Annotated in this window: 20 protein-coding genes and 1 pseudogene; 10 read left to right on the top strand and 11 right to left on the bottom strand. The window is 68.1% G+C overall.

Going from position 1 to position 17,582, the window contains the following annotated elements; genetic code table 11:
- The first annotated feature begins 6 nt into the window (after window positions 1-6).
- Window positions 7-1,188, top strand: a complete 1,182-nt coding sequence (locus tag C6A87_RS09550) for an NAD(P)/FAD-dependent oxidoreductase (RefSeq protein ID WP_311117015.1) — start codon at window positions 7-9, stop codon at window positions 1,186-1,188.
- Between the two features lie 15 nt (window positions 1,189-1,203).
- A complete protein-coding gene (locus C6A87_RS09545; protein WP_311117014.1) occupies window positions 1,204-1,764 on the top strand; it encodes a hypothetical protein in 561 nt (186 codons plus the stop codon).
- An 8-nt stretch (window positions 1,765-1,772) separates the two neighbouring features.
- Here C6A87_RS09545 and C6A87_RS09540 read toward each other — a convergent pair whose 3' ends face one another.
- Entirely contained in the window at window positions 1,773-1,925 is a 153-nt protein-coding gene (locus tag C6A87_RS09540) for a hypothetical protein (protein WP_311117013.1), read from the bottom strand.
- Window positions 1,922-3,288: pseudogene (locus C6A87_RS09535) on the bottom strand (OFA family MFS transporter). Before C6A87_RS09535 ends, C6A87_RS09540 begins: the two are co-directional and overlap by 4 nt.
- A 119-nt stretch (window positions 3,289-3,407) precedes the next feature.
- On the opposite strand from C6A87_RS09535, the gene C6A87_RS09530 reads away from it, so the two are divergent.
- Complete coding sequence (locus C6A87_RS09530; protein WP_311117012.1) at window positions 3,408-3,812, top strand: VOC family protein; 405 nt, start codon at window positions 3,408-3,410, stop codon at window positions 3,810-3,812.
- Window positions 3,813-3,816: 4 nt separating this feature from the next.
- Window positions 3,817-4,233 carry a VOC family protein gene (locus tag C6A87_RS09525; RefSeq protein WP_311117011.1) on the top strand — a complete coding sequence of 139 codons (417 nt, stop codon included), beginning with the start codon at window positions 3,817-3,819 and terminating at the stop codon, window positions 4,231-4,233.
- A gap of 4 nt (window positions 4,234-4,237) precedes the next feature.
- Here the strand turns inward: C6A87_RS09525 and C6A87_RS09520 are convergent, their stop codons facing one another.
- Together C6A87_RS09520 and C6A87_RS09515 are read right to left on the bottom strand one after the other, a co-directional pair.
- A complete protein-coding gene (locus C6A87_RS09520) occupies window positions 4,238-4,582 on the bottom strand; it encodes a cupin (RefSeq protein ID WP_311117010.1) in 345 nt (114 codons plus the stop codon).
- A gap of 146 nt (window positions 4,583-4,728) precedes the next feature.
- Window positions 4,729-5,436, bottom strand: coding sequence for a LysR family substrate-binding domain-containing protein (locus tag C6A87_RS09515; RefSeq protein ID WP_311117009.1), 708 nt, complete (start codon window positions 5,434-5,436; stop codon window positions 4,729-4,731).
- A 40-nt stretch (window positions 5,437-5,476) separates the two neighbouring features.
- Between C6A87_RS09515 and C6A87_RS09510 the strand changes: the two genes are divergently transcribed.
- Entirely contained in the window at window positions 5,477-5,863 is a 387-nt protein-coding gene (locus C6A87_RS09510; protein ID WP_311117008.1) for a DUF5997 family protein, read from the top strand.
- A gap of 95 nt (window positions 5,864-5,958) precedes the next feature.
- Here C6A87_RS09510 and nrdE read toward each other — a convergent pair whose 3' ends face one another.
- The 4 genes from nrdE to C6A87_RS09490 all read right to left on the bottom strand — a co-directional run bounded on the left by nrdE (window position 5,959) and on the right by C6A87_RS09490 (window position 10,003).
- Entirely contained in the window at window positions 5,959-8,127 is a 2,169-nt protein-coding gene (gene nrdE / locus C6A87_RS09505) for a class 1b ribonucleoside-diphosphate reductase subunit alpha (protein WP_311117007.1), read from the bottom strand.
- The gene (nrdI, locus tag C6A87_RS09500) at window positions 8,094-8,552 is read right to left on the bottom strand and encodes a class Ib ribonucleoside-diphosphate reductase assembly flavoprotein NrdI (RefSeq protein ID WP_311117006.1); all 459 of its coding nucleotides are present in this window, start codon (window positions 8,550-8,552) and stop codon (window positions 8,094-8,096) included. The genes nrdE and nrdI overlap by 34 nt, the downstream gene beginning before the upstream one ends.
- Window positions 8,553-8,627: 75 nt before the next feature.
- On the bottom strand, window positions 8,628-8,882 hold the full coding sequence (locus tag C6A87_RS09495; protein WP_311117005.1) for a redoxin NrdH: 255 nt from the start codon (window positions 8,880-8,882) through the stop codon (window positions 8,628-8,630).
- Between the two features lie 569 nt (window positions 8,883-9,451).
- Window positions 9,452-10,003 (bottom strand): NAD(P)H-dependent oxidoreductase, encoded by a 552-nt coding sequence (locus tag C6A87_RS09490; protein WP_311117004.1) that lies wholly within the window; start codon window positions 10,001-10,003, stop codon window positions 9,452-9,454.
- Between the two features lie 88 nt (window positions 10,004-10,091).
- Between C6A87_RS09490 and C6A87_RS09485 the strand changes: the two genes are divergently transcribed.
- Genes C6A87_RS09485 through C6A87_RS09470 form a run of 4 tightly spaced genes read left to right on the top strand, consistent with a single transcriptional unit; the run spans window position 10,092 to window position 13,714 of the window.
- Window positions 10,092-10,709 (top strand): helix-turn-helix domain-containing protein, encoded by a 618-nt coding sequence (locus C6A87_RS09485; protein WP_311117003.1) that lies wholly within the window; start codon window positions 10,092-10,094, stop codon window positions 10,707-10,709.
- A complete protein-coding gene (locus tag C6A87_RS09480) occupies window positions 10,706-11,770 on the top strand; it encodes a DNA polymerase IV (protein ID WP_311117002.1) in 1,065 nt (354 codons plus the stop codon). The genes C6A87_RS09485 and C6A87_RS09480 overlap by 4 nt, the downstream gene beginning before the upstream one ends.
- Window positions 11,771-11,799: 29 nt before the next feature.
- A complete protein-coding gene (locus C6A87_RS09475; RefSeq protein WP_311117001.1) occupies window positions 11,800-12,513 on the top strand; it encodes a GAF domain-containing protein in 714 nt (237 codons plus the stop codon).
- A 34-nt stretch (window positions 12,514-12,547) separates the two neighbouring features.
- A complete protein-coding gene (locus tag C6A87_RS09470) occupies window positions 12,548-13,714 on the top strand; it encodes an AAA family ATPase (RefSeq protein ID WP_311117000.1) in 1,167 nt (388 codons plus the stop codon).
- 4 nt (window positions 13,715-13,718) lie between these two features.
- On the opposite strand, the gene C6A87_RS09465 is transcribed toward C6A87_RS09470, so the two are convergent.
- Both C6A87_RS09465 and C6A87_RS09460 read right to left on the bottom strand, forming a co-directional pair.
- Window positions 13,719-14,591, bottom strand: coding sequence for an SDR family oxidoreductase (locus tag C6A87_RS09465; RefSeq protein WP_311116999.1), 873 nt, complete (start codon window positions 14,589-14,591; stop codon window positions 13,719-13,721).
- A 48-nt stretch (window positions 14,592-14,639) separates the two neighbouring features.
- Window positions 14,640-15,278, bottom strand: a complete 639-nt coding sequence (locus C6A87_RS09460; protein WP_311116998.1) for a TetR/AcrR family transcriptional regulator — start codon at window positions 15,276-15,278, stop codon at window positions 14,640-14,642.
- Window positions 15,279-15,406: 128 nt separating this feature from the next.
- Between C6A87_RS09460 and C6A87_RS09455 the strand changes: the two genes are divergently transcribed.
- Window positions 15,407-16,888 carry a cytochrome P450 gene (locus tag C6A87_RS09455; protein WP_311116997.1) on the top strand — a complete coding sequence of 494 codons (1,482 nt, stop codon included), beginning with the start codon at window positions 15,407-15,409 and terminating at the stop codon, window positions 16,886-16,888.
- A gap of 77 nt (window positions 16,889-16,965) precedes the next feature.
- On the opposite strand, the gene C6A87_RS09450 is transcribed toward C6A87_RS09455, so the two are convergent.
- Window positions 16,966-17,412: a homocitrate synthase gene (locus C6A87_RS09450; RefSeq protein ID WP_311116996.1), complete on the bottom strand. Its 447-nt coding sequence runs from the start codon at window positions 17,410-17,412 to the stop codon at window positions 16,966-16,968.
- Window positions 17,413-17,582: the final 170 nt, after the last annotated feature.

Raw genomic sequence — 17,582 nt, 5'->3', positions numbered from 1 at the left:
AGATCAATGACGCAGCGATACGACCTGGTCATCGCAGGTGGAGGACCATCGGGTTCGGCCGCCGCATGGCAGGCCGCGCAGACCGGCGCGAAGGTGCTGGTGTGCGACAAGGCACAGTTCCCCCGGGCCAAGCCCTGCGGCGACGGGCTGACCGCGCGCGCGGTCAGCTATCTGCAGAAGATGGGCCTGGCCGACGAGGTCGCCACCTATCACCGGGTCAACCGGGTGACGGTGTTCAGCCCGAGCCGCTGGGAGCTGTCGTTCCCCAAACGTCCCGGCATGCCCGACCACGGCCACACGGTCAGCCGCGAGCACCTCGACACCGTGCTGCTCAAGCACGCCGAGTCCGCGGGCGCCGAGATCCGGCAGGGCGCCGAGGTGTCGGGCCCGGAGCTGGACGCCAACGGCCGGGTGATCGGCGTCGTGCTCAAGGGCGGCGAGAAGGTGTACGCCGATGCGGTGATCGCCGCGGACGGCGCCTACTCCCCCATCAAGCGCGCGCTGAAGATCGACTCCGAGTACAACGGCTACTCGGCGATCGCCATCCGCTCGGAGATGCCGGCCAATCGCCCGGACTCCGATTCGCTCGACATCTATCTCAAGCTGCTGTTCCAGGGCGATCAGCTGCCCGGGTACGGCTGGGTGTTCCCGATGGGCGACGGCATCTTCAACATCGGCCTCGGCTATGTGAACAGCTACAAGAACTGGCAGTCGATCAACGCCACCCAGTTCCTCGGCGATTTCCTGCGCACCCTGCCGCGCGAGTGGGATCTGCCGCCGATCGAAGAGCTCAAGAAGAACAAGAGCGTGCGCGCGTGGCGTTTGCCGATGGGCTTCACCGCGTGGCCGCCGTGGCGTCCGGGCGTGCTGTTCACCGGCGATTCGCTGGGCGCAGGCAAGCCGGCCTCGGGCGCGGGTATCTCCAAGGCACTCGAATCCGGTTTGGCCGCAGGCGAATGCGCGATCGCGGCGCTGACCAACGGTGGCCCCGACGACTTCACCAACTACGCGCAGCGGATGGAAGCCGCGTGGGGCAGGGAGTACCGGCGCGGTCGCATCATGCACAAGCTGATCGGCCAGCCCAAGCTGGCGGGCGCGGGCGTGAAGCTGATCGACAACGCCGCGTTCCGCGACCGCATGCTCAAGGCGCTCTACAAGAAGGCCCAGGGTCCGCAGCACAGCTTCTGATACCGGCGCGCGTACATGGACTCCACCGGTGAGCGCCTCGGCACCGAAGCCGCCGCACGGCTGGCGGCCCTCGGCGCGGTCACGATCGACACCGGCCTGTCCGATGACGAGTTGGCAAGCATCGAAGCAGATTTCGGCTTCGAGTTCGCCGACGACCACCGGGCGTTCCTGGCTGCCGGGCTACCGTTGGGTGCCGGCTGGCCGGACTGGCGCAACGAGGGCCGCCGAAGCCTGACCAAGCGGCTGCAGTTGCCGGTCGAAGGTGTGCTGTTCGCCGTGGAATGGAGTCAGTTCTGGGCATCCGGGTGGGGCCGGCGCCCCGCCCGGATGCGCGACGCACTGCGCAGCGCGCGCTACCAGCTTGCCCGTGTCCCGCAATTGGTCCCGGTGTGCTCGCACCGATATCTGCCTGCCGGTCGGGGCACGTTCGGCCATCCGGTGTTGTCGGTGGTGCGGACCGACGTCCAAACCTGCGGCGCGGACCTGGCCGACTACGTCGACGAAGAGTTCGGGTCCGGCGGGCACCGCGCCGCTGCGGCCGCCACCGTGCGATTCTGGTCGGACCTGTTGACCTGACGCGTGTTTCAGGCGCCGAACAGCCGACCGGCCTTGATCAACAGTTCGTAGAGGCCGTAGCCGAACGGGACAGCCACCCACAACCAGGCCAACACGATGTAGACCTTGGGCACCGTCGGGGTGTACTCACGCAGCTCGGTGTCGGCGGGTTGGTCGGTCATCGGACGGCATCCTGTCTGTCGGAAGGTCTCTGGGCGTCGGGCTCGTGCCATCTGTCGTTGACGGGGCGGATCAGTTCGTTCGCGACGAACGCGACGACCAGCAGCGCGATCATGATGGAGAACGACAGGGTGTAGAGCGCGGGTCCCTCCTTGCCCGCGGCGGCCTGCCGGTCGGCCACGAAGTTCACGATGATGGGGCCCAGCACCCCGGCCGCCGACCACGCCGTCAGCAGCCGGCCGTGGATGGCGCCGACCTGGAACGTGCCGAACAGGTCGCGCAGGTAGGCCGGCACCGTAGCGAAGCCCGCGCCGTAGAAGGACAGGATCAGGATCGTCGCGAGCAGGAACACGAGCTTGTTGGAGTTCTCCATCACGGTGATCGTCAGGTACAGCAGCGCGCCGGCGCCGAGGTAGAGCCGGTAGGCGTTCTTGCGGCCGATCTTGTCCGACAGGCTGGACCAGCCGATGCGGCCGAGCATGTTGCCCAGCGAGAGCATCGCGACGTATCCGGCGGCCGCGGCGGCCAGACCGGCGGCGGCCGCCCCTGCGGCCGGGAAGTAGTCCTGGTAGATCGGCGACGCCTTCTCCAGGATGCCGATGCCGGCGGTGACGTTGAAACACAACACGATCCACAGCAGCCAGAACTGCGGGGTCTTGATCGCATTGCCGGCCGACACCTGCCCGCCGGTGATGATCGAATCGCTCTGCACGGGCGGCGGCGTCCAGTTCGACGGCTTCCAGTCCGCCCGCGGCACCCGGATCAGCATCCAGCCCAGCGACATGAAGACCGCGTAGACGGCGCCGTGCACCGCGAAGGTCTTCGCGATGCCGGCGGTGTCGGTGCCGAACATGTCCAGCATCGCCGTCGACCACGGCGAGGCGATCAGCGCGCCGCCGCCGAATCCCATGATCGCCAGCCCGGTTGCCATGCCGGGCCGGTCGGGGAACCACTTGATGAGCGTCCCGACCGGCGAGATGTAGCCGATCCCCCAGCCGATGCCGCCGAGCAGTCCATAGCCGAGCAGCACCAGCCAGAACTGGCCGATCAGCAGGCCGATCCGACGAACCATCCGCCGCAGAAGCAGCAGGTCGCGGCGAACATCGCCGCGCGGGGCCCGGCGCGGTCCACCCAGGTGCCGAAGATCGCCGCCGACAGCCCGAGGACGACGATGCCGACGGTGAACGGCAGCGCGCTCAGGGTGCCGGAGATCCCGAGGGATTCCTGCAGCGGCAGCTTGAACACGCTCCAGGAGTACGCCGCGCCGACCGACAGGTGGATGGACAGCGCTGCGGGCGGGACGAGCCACCGACTCCATCCGGGCGAAGCGACGATTCGTTCTCGGCTGAAAAACGGCGCGGTCATGGCCGGTGTCATACCCACTAGAACGAGAAGTGTGACCTGCGTCATCCACATCGTGCACATTCGCGCCGGCGCCGACGGGTCGGGCCGCTTGTCGGTGTCCTCCGGTAGAACCGGAAAGTATGACGTCGACGCAGCTGAGCGCGTTTCTGTGTTACCGCGATCCCGACGCGATGGTCGGCTGGATCACCGGCGTGCTGGGATTCGACATGGTGCGCGATTTCCGCGACGACGGCGACATCCTGGCCCATGCCGAGCTCAAGCGCGGAGACGCGGTGCTGTGCGTGCAGCGTGACGACCGCGGCTACGACGTGCCCGTGGTCAAGGGCGACTGCGTGGGCGCCGGTCTGTACCTCGTCGTCGACGACACCGAGGTGACCGCCATTCACCGGCGCGCGGTCGATGCGGCGGCGACGGTGCTGGTCGCCCCGGAGACCACGGAGTGGGGTAACTTCCGCACAGAGCTGCTGGACCCCGAGGGGCGGCAGTGGTCGATCGGCACCTACCTCCCGGGCCAGAGGGGATGAGCGCATGGAGCAACGCATCAGCCTGATCACCCTCGGCGTCGACGACCTCGACCGGGCCCGCCGGTTCTACGAGCAGGGCCTGGGCTGGGTGCCCGCCGCGGCGCCGGAGGGCGTGGTGTTCTACCAGTTGCCCGGCATCGCGTTCGCGTTGTTCGGCCGCGCAGACCTCGCCGAGGACGCCCACCATCCGGTGGACGGACGGTTCAGCGGCATCACGATCGCGATCAACCAGCGCACCGAAGCCGACGTCGACGCGGTGCTCGCCCAGGCCGAGGCGGCCGGCGCGACGATCTTGAAGCCGGCCGAGCGGGTGTTCTGGGGCGGCTACTCGGGGTACTTCGCCGATCCCGACGGCCATGTCTGGGAGGTCGCGCGCAACCCCGAGTGGACGATCAACGACGACGGCACGCTGACGATCTGAGTGGTCAGCGCCGCGGCACCACGGTCAGCAGCACGACGGAGTCCTCCAGCGCCACCAGGTTGTGCCGCTCGTCGGGGATCACCAGGTAGTCGCCTTCCCCGCCTTCGACCGTGCTCGTCGGGGAGCCGATCTGGACGCGTCCGCGCAGCACCAGAAGCGTTGCCCCGCCTGGGCTTTCGTGGTCGTCGAGCCGGTTGCCCGCGGTGAGCGCGAGCACCGTCTGGCGCAGCGTGCGTTGCTGCCCGCCGTACACCGACTGCGCGGCCCGGCCCGCGCGGGCATCGCGCGCCGCGTCGAGTTGTTGCTCGCCGAGCCCTCGCAACGAGATCACGTCCTGATTGGTGTTCACCGGTTCCGTCCTTCCCGATCTGTCGTCAGTTCTGGGCCAGGCGAAGTGTCAGTCCGACTTCGCACGACCCGGCGTGCGGATCCGGTGTCACCGCGACGCTGTAGTACCTTCTGAAGCCTGCCGTCGGCAGAGTCACGAGGTGCGTGTCAGCGGCGGCCGCGCGGGCGCCCCGGCTTGCGCGCGGTCTTCCCCGCCGCGGCACGGGCGGCCTGCTTGGCCAGCGTCTTCTCGCGTGCGGTCCGCTTGGGCGGCGGCTCGCTCTGGCCGCGCGACGAGCCGGGCTTGCGGCCCCGCACGATCCCGACGAACTCCTCGACCAACGGCGGCTGCGGCCCCTCCGGGAAGGCGAGCGCGACGGGACAGCTGGGCGCATCGGCGATCGGGCGGTAGGTGAGGTCTTTGCGGTGATACAGCCGCGCCAGGGACTGGGGAACGATGAGCGCGCCGAGTCCCGCGGCGACGAGTTCGATTGCGTCCCCGGTGGTCTCGGGCCGGTGCTCGACCGGGACGCCCGGAGCGTCCGGCCAGGACACCACAGTGTCGAGCGGGAGCAGGACCGGCTCGTCGGCGAGGTCGGCGGCGGTGATCTCGTCCCCGGCGGTGAGCAGGTGATCGGTCGGCACCACGGCCACCGTCGTCTCCTCGTAGAGCGGGATGACGGCCAGCCCGGACGTGTCGGTGGGCAGCCGCAGCACCGCCACGTCGAGGTCGCCGGCGCGCACGGCGGTGGCCGCGTCGGCCGCGCCGACGGTGCGCATTTGCAGCGGGGTGTCGGGGTGGCGCTGTGCCCAGATCCGGGCCCACTTCGCGGGCGTCCCGCCGGGCACATAGCCGAGGACCAGGGAGAGGGTCACCGCATCAGGCTATCGTTGGGCTCCTCGATAAGCTGAGGCCATGAGCAGGCCGAACGCCCAGTCCATGAAACCCGCCACGGCGGCCAAGAAGCTGGACGTGTACCTGCCCGCCACGCCGGCGGAGTTTCAGCAGAACCCGATCACCCGCGCCGAGCTGGCCGAGCTGCAGGCGGACCCTCCGCAGTGGCTCAAGGACCTCCGCAAGAACGGACCGCACCCGAAGAACCTGGTCGCGGCCAAGCTCGGCATCTCGATCGCCGCGCTGGCGCGCCACGACGTCGACAACGCGCTCACCACCGAGCAGATCGATGCGCTGCTGGAGGAGAAGCCGGAGTGGCTGGTCGCCGAACGCGAGAGCTACCAGGAGGTGCTGCGCGAGCAGCGACGCCTCAAAGCGGTGCGGGCCGAGGAGGCTCGCAAGAGCTGAGCCCTAGTCGGCAGTCCGCGAGCGTGCACTGACGGTAGCGAGGGCGACGCCGCAACTACCGTGGATGCACGCTCGCGGCACCACCGATGCCCGAGCTACAGCATGCAGCTGACGCAGCCCTCGACTTCGGTTCCCTCCAGAGCCATCTGGCGTAACCGGATGTAGTACAGCGTCTTGATGCCCTTGCGCCACGCGTAGATCTGCGCCTTGTTCACATCGCGCGTGGTGGCGGTGTCCTTGAAGAACAACGTCAGGCTCAGCCCCTGGTCGACGTGCTGAGTGGCTGCGGCGTAGGTGTCGATGACCTTCTCGTAGCCGATCTCGTACGCGTCCTGGTAGTACTCCAGGTTCTCGTTGGTCATGTAGGGCGCCGGGTAGTAGACGCGCCCGATCTTGCCTTCCTTGCGGATCTCGACCTTGCTGGCGATCGGGTGGATCGAGCTCGTCGAGTGGTTGATGTAGGAGATGGACCCCGTCGGCGGCACGGCCTGCAGGTTCTGGTTGTAGATGCCGTGCTCACGCACCGACTCCTTCAACCGCTGCCAGTCCTGCTGGTCGGGGATGCTGATGCCGGCGTCGGCGAAGAGTTGGCGCACCTTGTCGGTCTTGGGTTCCCACACCTGATCGGTGTACTTGTCGAAGAACTCCCCCGACGCGTACTTCGACTTCTCGAAGCCCTTGAACGCCCGGCCCCGTTCCTTCGCAATCTGATTCGACGCGCTCAGGGCGTGGTAGAGCACGGTGTAGAAGTAGATGTTGGTGAAGTCCACACCTTCTTCGGAGCCGTAGAAGATCCGCTCGCGCGCCAGGTAGCCGTGCAGGTTCATCTGCCCGAGGCCGATCGCGTGAGAGTCGTTGTTGCCCTGCTCGATCGACGGCACCGACCAGATATGGGTCTGATCGCTCACCGCGGTCAGCGCCCGGATCGCGACCTCGATGGTCTGCGCGAAATCCGGTGAATCCATCGCCTTGGCGATGTTCAGCGAACCCAGGTTGCAGGAGATGTCCTTGCCGATCTTCTTGTAGGACAGATCGTCGTTGAACTCCGACGGCGTGGAGACCTGCAGGATCTCCGAGCACAGGTTCGAGTGGGTGATCTTGCCGGCGATGGGGTTCGCCCGGTTCACGGTGTCCTCGTACATGATGTACGGGTAGCCGGACTCGAACTGCAGCTCGGCCAGCGTCTGGAAGAACTCGCGCGCCTTGATCTTCGTCTTGCGGATCCGCGCGTCGTCGACCATCTCGAAGTACTTCTCGGTCACCGAGATGTCGGCGAACGGCACGCCGTAGACGCGCTCGACGTCGTACGGCGAGAACAGGTACATGTCCTCGTTCTTCTTGGCCAGCTCGAAGGTGATGTCGGGGATCACCACACCCAGTGAGAGCGTCTTGATCCGGATCTTCTCGTCGGCGTTCTCCCGCTTGGTGTCCAGGAAGCGGTAGATGTCGGGATGGTGCGCGTGCAGGTACACCGCGCCTGCACCCTGCCGGGCACCGAGCTGGTTGGCGTAGGAGAACGAGTCCTCCAGCAGCTTCATGATCGGGATGACCCCGGAGCTCTGGTTCTCGATGTTCTTGATCGGCGCGCCGTGCTCACGAATGTTGCTCAGCAGCAACGCGACTCCGCCACCGCGCTTGGACAGCTGCAGTGCCGAGTTGATGGAGCGGCCGATGGACTCCATGTTGTCCTCGATGCGCAGCAGGAAGCAGCTCACCGGCTCGCCGCGCTGCTTCTTGCCCGAGTTCAGGAACGTCGGGGTGGCCGGCTGGAACCGGCCGTCGATGATCTCGTCGACGAGCTTCTCGGCCAGCACGGTGTCGCCGGCGGCCAGGGTCAGCGCGACCATCACCACGCGGTCCTCGAAGCGCTCGAGATAGCGCTTCCCGTCGAAGGTCTTGAGCGTGTAGGAGGTGTAGTACTTGAACGCCCCCACGAACGTCGGGAACCGGAACTTCTTCGCGTACGCGCGGTCCAGCAGGTCCTTGACGAAGTTGCGGGAATACTGGTCGAGCACCTCGCGCTCGTAGTACTCCTTCTCGATCAGGTAGTCGAGCTTCTCGTCCTGACTGTGGAAGAACACGGTGTTCTGGTTGACGTGCTGCAGGAAGTACTCCCGCGTGGCCTGCACGTCCTTCTCGAACTGAATCTTGCCGTCGGCGTCGTACAGATTCAGCATCGCGTTGAGCGCGTGGTAATCCGTCTCCCCCGGGAGCGCGTGGGCGCCGGTGGTTACAGGTTCTGCAGCTGTGACGGTTGGTGACACGTCTGGTCCTTCCGGGCCTCGGCCCAAAAATTGCTCAGGCCCGCACGGACGGCGAACACGTCGTCCGTGGTTCCCATGAGTTCGAATCGGTACAGGAAAGGGACGCCACACTTGCGGGACACGACAACCCCCGCGTATCCGAATTCGGCGCCGAAGTTGGTGTTGCCCGCGGCGATGACGCCGCGGATCAACGACCGGTTGTGTTCGTTGTTCAGGAAGGCGATCACCTGCTTGGGCACGTAGCCCCCGCGATCGGGATCGGGCTCGTTGGCGTGCCCGCCACCATAGGTGGGCAGCACCAGCACATAGGGTTCGGTCACCTCGATGCGCCCGTGGATCGGGATCCGGACGGCCGGGATCTCGAGCTTCTCCACGAAGCGATGGGTGTTCTCGGAAACGCTGGAGAAGTAGACCAGATTGCTCATGCCCATCCCCTCCACTCCGGTCCGTCCGCTTCGATTACCCGCTCACCACTCAGTCGTGGCCCGCGGCCACACCCGTCACGCAGATGCCGAGACCGCGCCCGCCAGCGCCTTGATCCGGTCCGGGCGGAAACCCGACCAGTGGTCGTTGCCCGCGACCACGACCGGCGCCTGCAGGTATCCGAGGGCCATCACGTAGTCACGGGCCTCGGCGTCCACGCTGATGTCGACGATGTCGTACGCGATGCCCTGCTTGTCGAGCGCCTTGTAGGTGGCGTTGCACTGAACACAGGCCGGCTTGGTGTACACGGTGACGGTGGCTGGCTGAGTCATCTGCGGTACGGCTCCTTACGCCAAGGGGGCAAAACGGGCGGGCAACTGCTTGGGTGGTTCTTCTGCTATACGTTCAGCGGTCCGGCGGCCCCCGAAATTCCGGGCCGTCCCGGGCCACACGCCGGTGTGTCGGTGACCCGACGCCGCCGGAACTCTGGGGCTCCGGCTGACTCCACATCTTGGGGGTCCGTCGGTGTTCGAAACACTACACCTAGTGTCCGACATTCAGAAGCACTACAAGATGTTCTGAATGACATTTCTGGAATTCCCAGGTCGTAAGCCCCCAAAAGCGTCTCTGACAAGCACCGGACCGGCGTGTCGCACGTCACATCGGCGTGTCGCGGCCCCACCCGTGCGGCACGTCGCCCAGATCTACCAGAACCCCCTGACATCCCCCGACTCCCCCGGCTCCGCAGACCGCCGCCAAACCCCAGACAGCAAACGAGCCCGGGCAGCGCCCGGGCGTTCGAAAAGCCCTGCTCGACTGTCCTCACGCGCTCGTCGCCGCCCGCTTCCGCGGGCGGCGACGGCTGCCGTGGCGCACCTTCGGCAAGCGCGCCCGGGACCGATCAGCCGATCTCGGCGACCAGCTTGCCGACGATGTCGCGCAGCCGGTCCACGACCTCGGCCTTCTCCCGCGGATGCCGGCCGTCGAGCGACGCGCTGGGGATCGACAGGTCCAGACCCTCGACGACCCGGGGCCCGGCGATGCCGAACGACTTCCGCGTGTCGTCGTGAGCCCACTGGCCGCCGTACCGCCCCAGCGCCGCACCCACGACCGCCAGCGGCTTGTCCTTGAGCGCGCCGGCGCCGTAGGGGCGCGAGAGCCAGTCGATGGCGTTCTTCAGCACCCCCGGGACGGTGCCGTTGTACTCCGGGGTGATGACCAGCGCCGCGTCGGCACGCGCGGCGGCGGCGCGCAGGGCCGCGACGGGTTCGGCCACGTCGTCGGTGTCGATGTCCTCGTTGTAATGCGGCAGTTCGCCCAGCCGGTCGAACCAGTCGAACACCACGCCGTCGAGCCCGGTCTCCAGCGCCAGTTCGGCCAGTTGACGGTTCACCGAGGCAGCCCGGAGGCTGCCGACCAGAACAAGTACGGTGCTGTGCGCGCTCTGCGTCATCGCGGTCCTTCCCTTCGTCGGAGGTAAATCCTCGCACGAACTAACCGGACTGCAGTCCGATCTATTCCGGCTGAGTTAAAGTTGCGAGATGGACCTGCCGGAGAACCGTAACGGCTCACCGGCACTACCGGTGGGGGGCCCCGGACCGGCCGAACGTGGCGACGCCGCACGCAACCGGGCCCTGCTGATCGAGGCGGCCCGCCGCCTGATCGACGAGCGCGGCGCCGAGGCCGTCACCACCGACGACATCGCCTCGGCCGCGGGGGTGGGCAAGGGCACGCTGTTCCGCCGGTTCGGCAGCCGCGCCGGGCTGATGCTCGAGTTGCTCAACGAGGACGAGAAAGCCCTGCAACAGGCCTTCCTGTTCGGACCGGCCCCGCTGGGGCCCGAGGCCCCGCCGCTACAGCGCCTGCTGGCCTACGGCAGGGAACGGCTGAAGTTCGTCGACGCGCATTACGCGCTGCTCACCGACATCGGCCGGGATCCGCAGATGCGCTACAACGCGCCGGCGTCCCTGCATCACAGCCACGTCCGCATCATTCTCGAAACCGCCGGGACCACCGGCGACCTCGACGCTCAGGCCAGTGCGCTGCTGGCGCTGCTGGACGCCGACTACGTCCATCACGAGATCTACGACCGGCACCGCACCCTCGCCGAACTCGGGGACGGGTGGGACACCGTGGCGCGCAAGCTCTGCGGCTCATGACCGGCTCCGGGACCGCAGCCCGGAAACAGTGGATCCTGCACGTCGACCTCGACCAGTTCCTGGCATCGGTCGAACTGCGACGCCGCCCCGAACTCGTGGGATTGCCGGTGGTCGTGGGCGGAAGCGGCGACCCCACCGAACCCCGCAAGGTGGTCACCTGCGCCTCCTACGAAGCCCGCGAGTTCGGCGTGCACGCCGGGATGCCGTTGCGGGCGGCCGCCCGCCGGTGTCCCGGGGCCACCTTCCTTCCGTCGGACCCCGAGGCCTACGACGCCGCCTCCGAACAGGTGATGGGGCTGCTGCGCGACCTCGGACACCCCGTTGAGGTGTGGGGCTGGGACGAGGCCTACATCGGTGCGCAGGTGGACGACCCGGTGGCGCTGGCCCGCCGGATCCAGCACGACGTCCGCACACAGACGGGGCTGTCCTGCTCGGTGGGCATCAGCGACAACAAGCAGCGGGCCAAGGTCGCCACCGGCTTCGGCAAGCCCGCAGGCGTGCACGCCCTCACCGACGACAACTGGATGTCCACGATGGGCGACCGGGCGGTCGACACGTTGTGGGGGGTGGGCCCCAAGACCGCCAAAAAGCTTGCCGCCATGGACATCACGACGGTCGCGGAGCTGGCGCGCACCGACCCGGCGGTACTGACGGCCGCGTTCGGTCCGACGACCGGACTGTGGATCCTGCTGCTGGCCAAGGGCGGCGGGGACACCACGGTCACCGCCGAACCGTGGGTGCCGCGTTCCCGCAGCCACGTCGTGACCTTCGCCCACGACCTGACCGACCGCGGCGAGATGGCCGCGGCGGTCGTCGACCTCGCACAGCGCACCCTGGCCGAGGTCGTCGCCCAGCAACGGGTGGTCGCCCGCGTCGCGGTCACCGTACGCACGAGCACCTTCTACACCCGCACCAAGATCCGCAAGCTCGCCGTCCCCACCACCGACCGAGATCCGGTGGTCCGCACCGCCCTCGACCTCCTCGACGAGTTCGACGCGGACCGTCCGGTCCGGCTCCTGGGCGTGCGGCTGGAACTCGTGATGCCCGATTCGGGCAACTGAGGGGCTCCGCCCGCGTTAGCGTGACGGCCATGTCCTCGACTGTGCCCGGGTTCGATGCGTGGATGAGCGACCTGCTGGTCGCCGAGTCCGCCGCGGCGGGAGAGACCCCCGACCAGTTCGTCGGCCGGGCGGTCGCCGCCCGGATCGCCGCCGAGCGCGCACGCCGCGGCGAGCACGGCCTGCCCGAACTTCTCGACCGGATGCACGCGGCCGGGCTGCAGACCCCGGTTCCGGCGGCCTCCGGAACCGACTCGGCCATCGCCGATCCGCAGCGGCTCCAGGCGCTCTACGACAGCGGGATGCTCAACGCCGAACGCACCAACACCCTGGACCGGGTGGTCGACATGGTGGCGGCCGCGGTGGCGGTGCCGGGCGCCGCGGTGACGCTCGTCGACCGGGACACCCAATACGTCTGCAGCGGAGTCGGCCTCACCGGCGAGTTGGAGGTCAACCGGAGGGGTCCGGTCCGGGGCTCACTCGGCGCGGAGGTCGTGGTGTCGAACGAACCGCTGATCATCGACGATGCGCGCGGTGAACCGCTGCTGCGGGACCACTACGCGGTCCGCGACGGCGTCGTGGTCGCCTACGCGGGCTTCCCGCTCAAAGACGGCTCGGGCCACACCATCGGCACCTTGAGCGCCTGGGATCCCCAGCCGAGGCGATGGACCTCGGGGCAGGTTCAGGTGCTGGAGGACTTCGTGGCGATGATCCGGGCCCGGATCTTCGGCATCGCCCCGGACTGAGCGACTCGTCGGAGCCGGCCAATAGGCTCGGAACATGCTCGACACCGTCGCGGTCCGCGGGTACCGCTCACTGCGCGAACTCGTGCTGCCGCTGCGCCGGCTCACCGTTGTCACCGGCGCCAACGGCACCGGCAAGTCGTCGCTGTACCGGGCGTTGCGGCTGCTCGCCGACTGTGGCCGCGGTGAGGTGATCGGGTCGTTCGCCCGGGAAGGCGGAGTGGAATCGGCGATGTGGGCGGGCCCGGAACACCTGGGCGGCGCGCGGCGCACCGGCACCGCGCGGGGCGGCCCGCGCACCCGCGCGGTGTCCATCGACATGGGCTATGCCGCCGATGATTTCGGATATCTCATCGACCTCGGCCTGCCTCAGGCCGCCGACACGGCATTCGCCCGCGACCCCGAGGTCAAGCGCGAGCTGGTCTTCGCCGGGCCGGTCGCCCGTCCCGCGGCCACGCTGGTACGGCGCGTGCGCGGGATGGTCGAGGTGGCCGCCGAGAGCGGCCGCGGTTTCGACGAGTTGACGCGCGGCCTTCCCGCCCACCGCAGCGTGCTGGCGGACTGGGCCGGTGCGGCTCCGGAGCTGGTGCTGGTCCGGGAACGCCTGCGCGACTGGCGGTTCTACGACGGGTTCCGCGCCGACAGCCACGCGCCGGCCCGGCGCCCCCAGGTGGGCACCCGCACACCGGTGCTCGCCGACGACGGCGCCGACCTCGCCGCCGCGGTACAGACCATCCTCGAGACGGGCACCGACGATCTCGCCCGCGCGGTGGCCGGTGCGTTCGACGGCGCGACGGTGTCGGTGGCGGTCACCGACGGCCTCTTCGATCTGCGCCTGCACCAGCGCGGCATGCTGCGCCCGCTGCGCAGCGCCGAGATCTCCGACGGCACACTGCGTTTCCTGCTGTGGGCGGCGGCTCTGCTGAGTCCGCAGCCGCCGTCGTTGATGGTGCTCAACGAGCCCGAGACCTCGCTGCATCCCGAGTTGGTGCACCCGCTGGCCGAGTTGATCGTCGCCGCCGCGGCGCGCACGCAGGTCGTGGTGGTGACGCACTCGTCGGCGTTGCGCACCCACCTCGGGGCCCAACCGATCGGCGCGGACGGCGACGCCTGGGAGGTCGAGCTGTACAAGGACTGGGGTGAGACCAAGGTCGCCGGTCAGGACCTGTCGACCACCCCGCCGTGGGACTGGGGTGGGCGCTGAAACCTCAGCGGCGCTTGGCCTTCGGCTTCAGTGCACGGGTGAACAGCACGTTCACCTGCTTCATCGTGATGCTGTAGGGCAGCCACATGGTCCGCTTGAACAGGTACAGCGCCCGGATGTCGTTGGACGTGTACACCAGGTAGCGGTTGGCGAGGACCCCCTGCAGGATCTTGTCCGCCGCGAACTCCGGGGATACCGCGTGTCCCGAGAACCGCCCCGTCCACTTCTGCACGTTCGGGTCGTCGCGGTCCACGCCGGCGATGTGCACGCTGTTCACCAGCGGGGTGCGCACCGCGCCGGGCACCACCACCGACACCCCGATGCGGTGGCGGGCGAGGTCGAACCGCAGCACCTCGGACAGTCCCCGCAGCCCGTACTTGCTTGCGCTGTAGGCCGCGTGCCACGGCAGGGCCACGATCCCGGCCGCCGAGGACACGTTGACCAGATGACCGCCGCGGTGCGCCTTGACCATCGGCGGCACGAACGTCTCGATGACGTGGATCGGGCCCATCAGGTTCACGTCGACCAGCGACTTCCAGTCCCGGTGGGTCAGTTTGTCGACGGTGCCCCACGCCGAGATCCCGGCGATGTTCATCACCACGTCCATCGCGGGGTGCGTGGCGTGGATGTCGGCGCCGAAGCCGGCGACCGCGTCGTGGTCGGAGATGTCGAGGGCCCGGTGGGCGGCGACCACACCTCCGAGGGCCCGGGCGTCGGCGACGGTCAGCGCGAGCTTGTCCGCATCCCGGTCGGTGAGAAACAGTTCCGCGCCTTGGGCGGCCAACTTCAGCGCAGTCGCGCGGCCGATCCCGCTGGCGGCGCCGGTGATCAGACACCGCTTACCGGCGAACCCGTCGATTCCGTTGCCCTTGGCCATGGGAAACGACACTACCGGCGCGGGCGGGGCGGCCCGTGCAGCCGCGGACTAGCTGTGGCCTCCGGGAAGGCTGCCTGCCCCCCACAGCCCGCTCAGCCACAGCCGCCGCGCGATCTCGACGGCCCGGGCCGGATCATCGCCGCGGCCGACGAACGCGCTGTCGTGCGCCAGTGTCATCGAGGTCACCGCGATCAGCGTGCGCACCAGGGAGGTCAGGTCATCGGAGATCGGGCGGGCGCCGGTGTCGTGCGCGACCAGGCCGACGATCTTGTCCACCACGGTGTCCTGGAAATCGTCCATGATCTCGCGGATCTGGGCATCGGTGTTGCGGGCCAGATTGCAGGCACTCATGATCGGGTCGTTCCTGGCGTACACCGTGGCGGCGTAGCCGACCATGCGGGTGGCGAACTCCGACGGCGACTCCCCCGGCTTACGCGGCGCGAAATCGTGAGTGAGCTGGTCGAGTTCGGCCATCGCGTCGGCGACGATCACCGCGAGCACCGCGTATTTGGAGTCGAAGTAGAAGTAGAAACCCGACCGGGCCACCCCGGCCCGCTCGCTGATCGTGCTGACCGACAGGTCGGCGAACGGACGTTCCTGGAGCAGTTCGCGGACGGCGGCCACGATCGCGTCCCGCTGACGATCGCCTCTGCTGCGGCGAAGGTCGGGGGCAGGTTCAGCCGTCATGCCTGTAAACCTTGGCACCACGGCACCCCTGACACAAACCTCAATAACTTGACAGCCGTCAAGTGGGTCGGTCAGGATGGCGTTCAGAGTGACATCGACCACAACCTTCGACTTCCAGGAGCGTTCAGGTGCCGACAGTCTCGACCACTGACTATTTGCTCGACCAGGCAAAACGGCGGCTGAAGCCGACGCCGGTCACGATTCCCGGCATGGGGGTGGTGGAGAAACGTCTCAAGGACAAGCAATGGGACCAGTTCGTGCTGGCCGATCCGCCCGCCGGCAGCGACCTGAAGCCGATCCGCGGCGACGCGGGCCTGCCGATCCTCGGCCACATGATCGAGATCTTCCGCGGCGGCCCCGACTTCATCCTGGAGATCTACCGCAAGCACGGCCCGGTGTACTTCGCCGAGTCGCCGGCGCTGTCGTCGGTGATGGCGCTGGGTCCCGACGCGACCCAGGCGGTGTTCACCAACCGCAACAAGGACTTCTCCCAGCGTGCCTGGGACCCGGTGATAGGCCCGTTCTTCGAGGGCGGCCTGATGCTGCTCGACTTCGACGAGCACCTGTTCCACCGCCGGATCATGCAGGAGGCGTTCACCCGCAGCCGGCTGACCGGCTATGTGTCCCATATCGACTCGGTGGCCTCGGCGGTGCTCGCCGACGACTGGGTGGCCAACGACCCGCGCTTCCTGTTCCACCCGGCGATCAAGGAGCTCACGCTCGACATCGCCTCCGAGGTGTTCATGGGCGTGCCCGCGGGCACGGACCGCGCTCTGGTCACGACGGTGAACCAGGCGTTCACCACCACCACCCGCGCGGGCAACGCGATCGTGCGCAAGCCGGTGCCGCCGCTGACGTGGTGGCGCGGGATCAAGGCGCGCAAGACGCTGGAGGACTACTTCTCCAGCCGCATCGGCGAGAAGCGGCGCTCGGAGAGCACTGACATGTTCAGCGTGCTGTGCCATTCCGCCGACGAGGACGGCCAGACCTTCACCGACGACCAGATCGTCAGCCACATGATCTTCCTGATGATGGCCGCGCACGACACGTCGACGTCGACCATGACGACGATGGCCTACCACCTGGCCGCCAACCCGCAGTGGCAGGACCGGTTGCGCGAGGAGTCGGCGCGTATCGGCGACGGCCCGCTCGACATCGAGGCGCTGGACAAGCTCGAGACCTACGACCTGGTGATCAACGAGTCGCTGCGGATGATGACCCCGCTGCCGTTCAACTTCCGCCAGGCCGTCCGTGACACCGACCTGCTGGGCTACTACATCCCGGCCGGCACCAGCGTCGTGACCTGGCCGTCGATCAACCACCGGTTGCCGGAGCTGTGGACCGACCCGGACAAGTTCGATCCGGAGCGGTTCACCGAGCCGCGCAACGAGCACAAGAAGCACCGGTACGCATTCGCCCCGTTCGGCGGCGGCGCCCACAAGTGCATCGGCATGGTGTTCGGCCAGCTGGAGATCAAGACGGTGATGCACCGGCTGCTGCAGAACTACCGACTGGAGTTGCCGCGTCCGGGCTATGAGCCGCGCTACGACTACGGCGGCATGCCGGTGCCACTCGACGGCATGCCGATCATGCTGCGCCCGCGGCACTGATTTCCCTCGCCGAAATCGCATTCCACGCGGCCATCACGCGAAAAGGCCCGCGCGGAATGCGATTTCGGCGTTTCAGGTCAGCGGGTGATCAACCGGTTGGCGCACGCCACGACCGCGCGCAACGCCGACTCGGTCGGATCGTCGGACCACCCCATCGCCCACCGGGAGCTGCCACCGTCGCTGCCGTGGATGAACGTCGCGGTGTGCGCGCCTGCGGGCAACTGGTGGAACGCCGTCATCTCGACGGCGACGCCGTGGTCGTACAGCATCGCGGTCAGCGCGGCGACGGGGCCGCACGCCGCCGCTCGCGACGTGCCGATGCGGTCCCCCAACGCCAGCGTGGCCTGATAGGTCCGGACCTGCGGGCCCAGCCGCCGCTCGTTGTCCACGCAGGACCACTGGCCCAGGCGCACCGGTCCGGACGCGGGCGCGTATTCGTCGCAGAACTCATCGAACGTCTTGCTCTCGGCCGGCCCGCGCAGTGCGCTCGGCAGTCGGCCGTCGACGACGGCGGAGAAAGTCATGAGTGGGCCACCTGACGGGGTGATGAGGGAATTCATGTGCCGGCCTTTTCGATCCGAGAGGACACGACCGACGAACGTAGCGAACGACCCACAGCGGGGGGTCGGTCAGAATCAGACCCCGCTGCGGGTTTCTACTACGAGTCGCCTCGGCACGTCAGCGATGCTAGACC

The organism is Mycobacterium sp. ITM-2016-00317 (genome assembly GCF_002968295.1).
GTDB lineage: Bacteria > Actinomycetota > Actinomycetes > Mycobacteriales > Mycobacteriaceae > Mycobacterium.
This window is presented reverse-complemented; position numbering and strand designations above follow the sequence as displayed.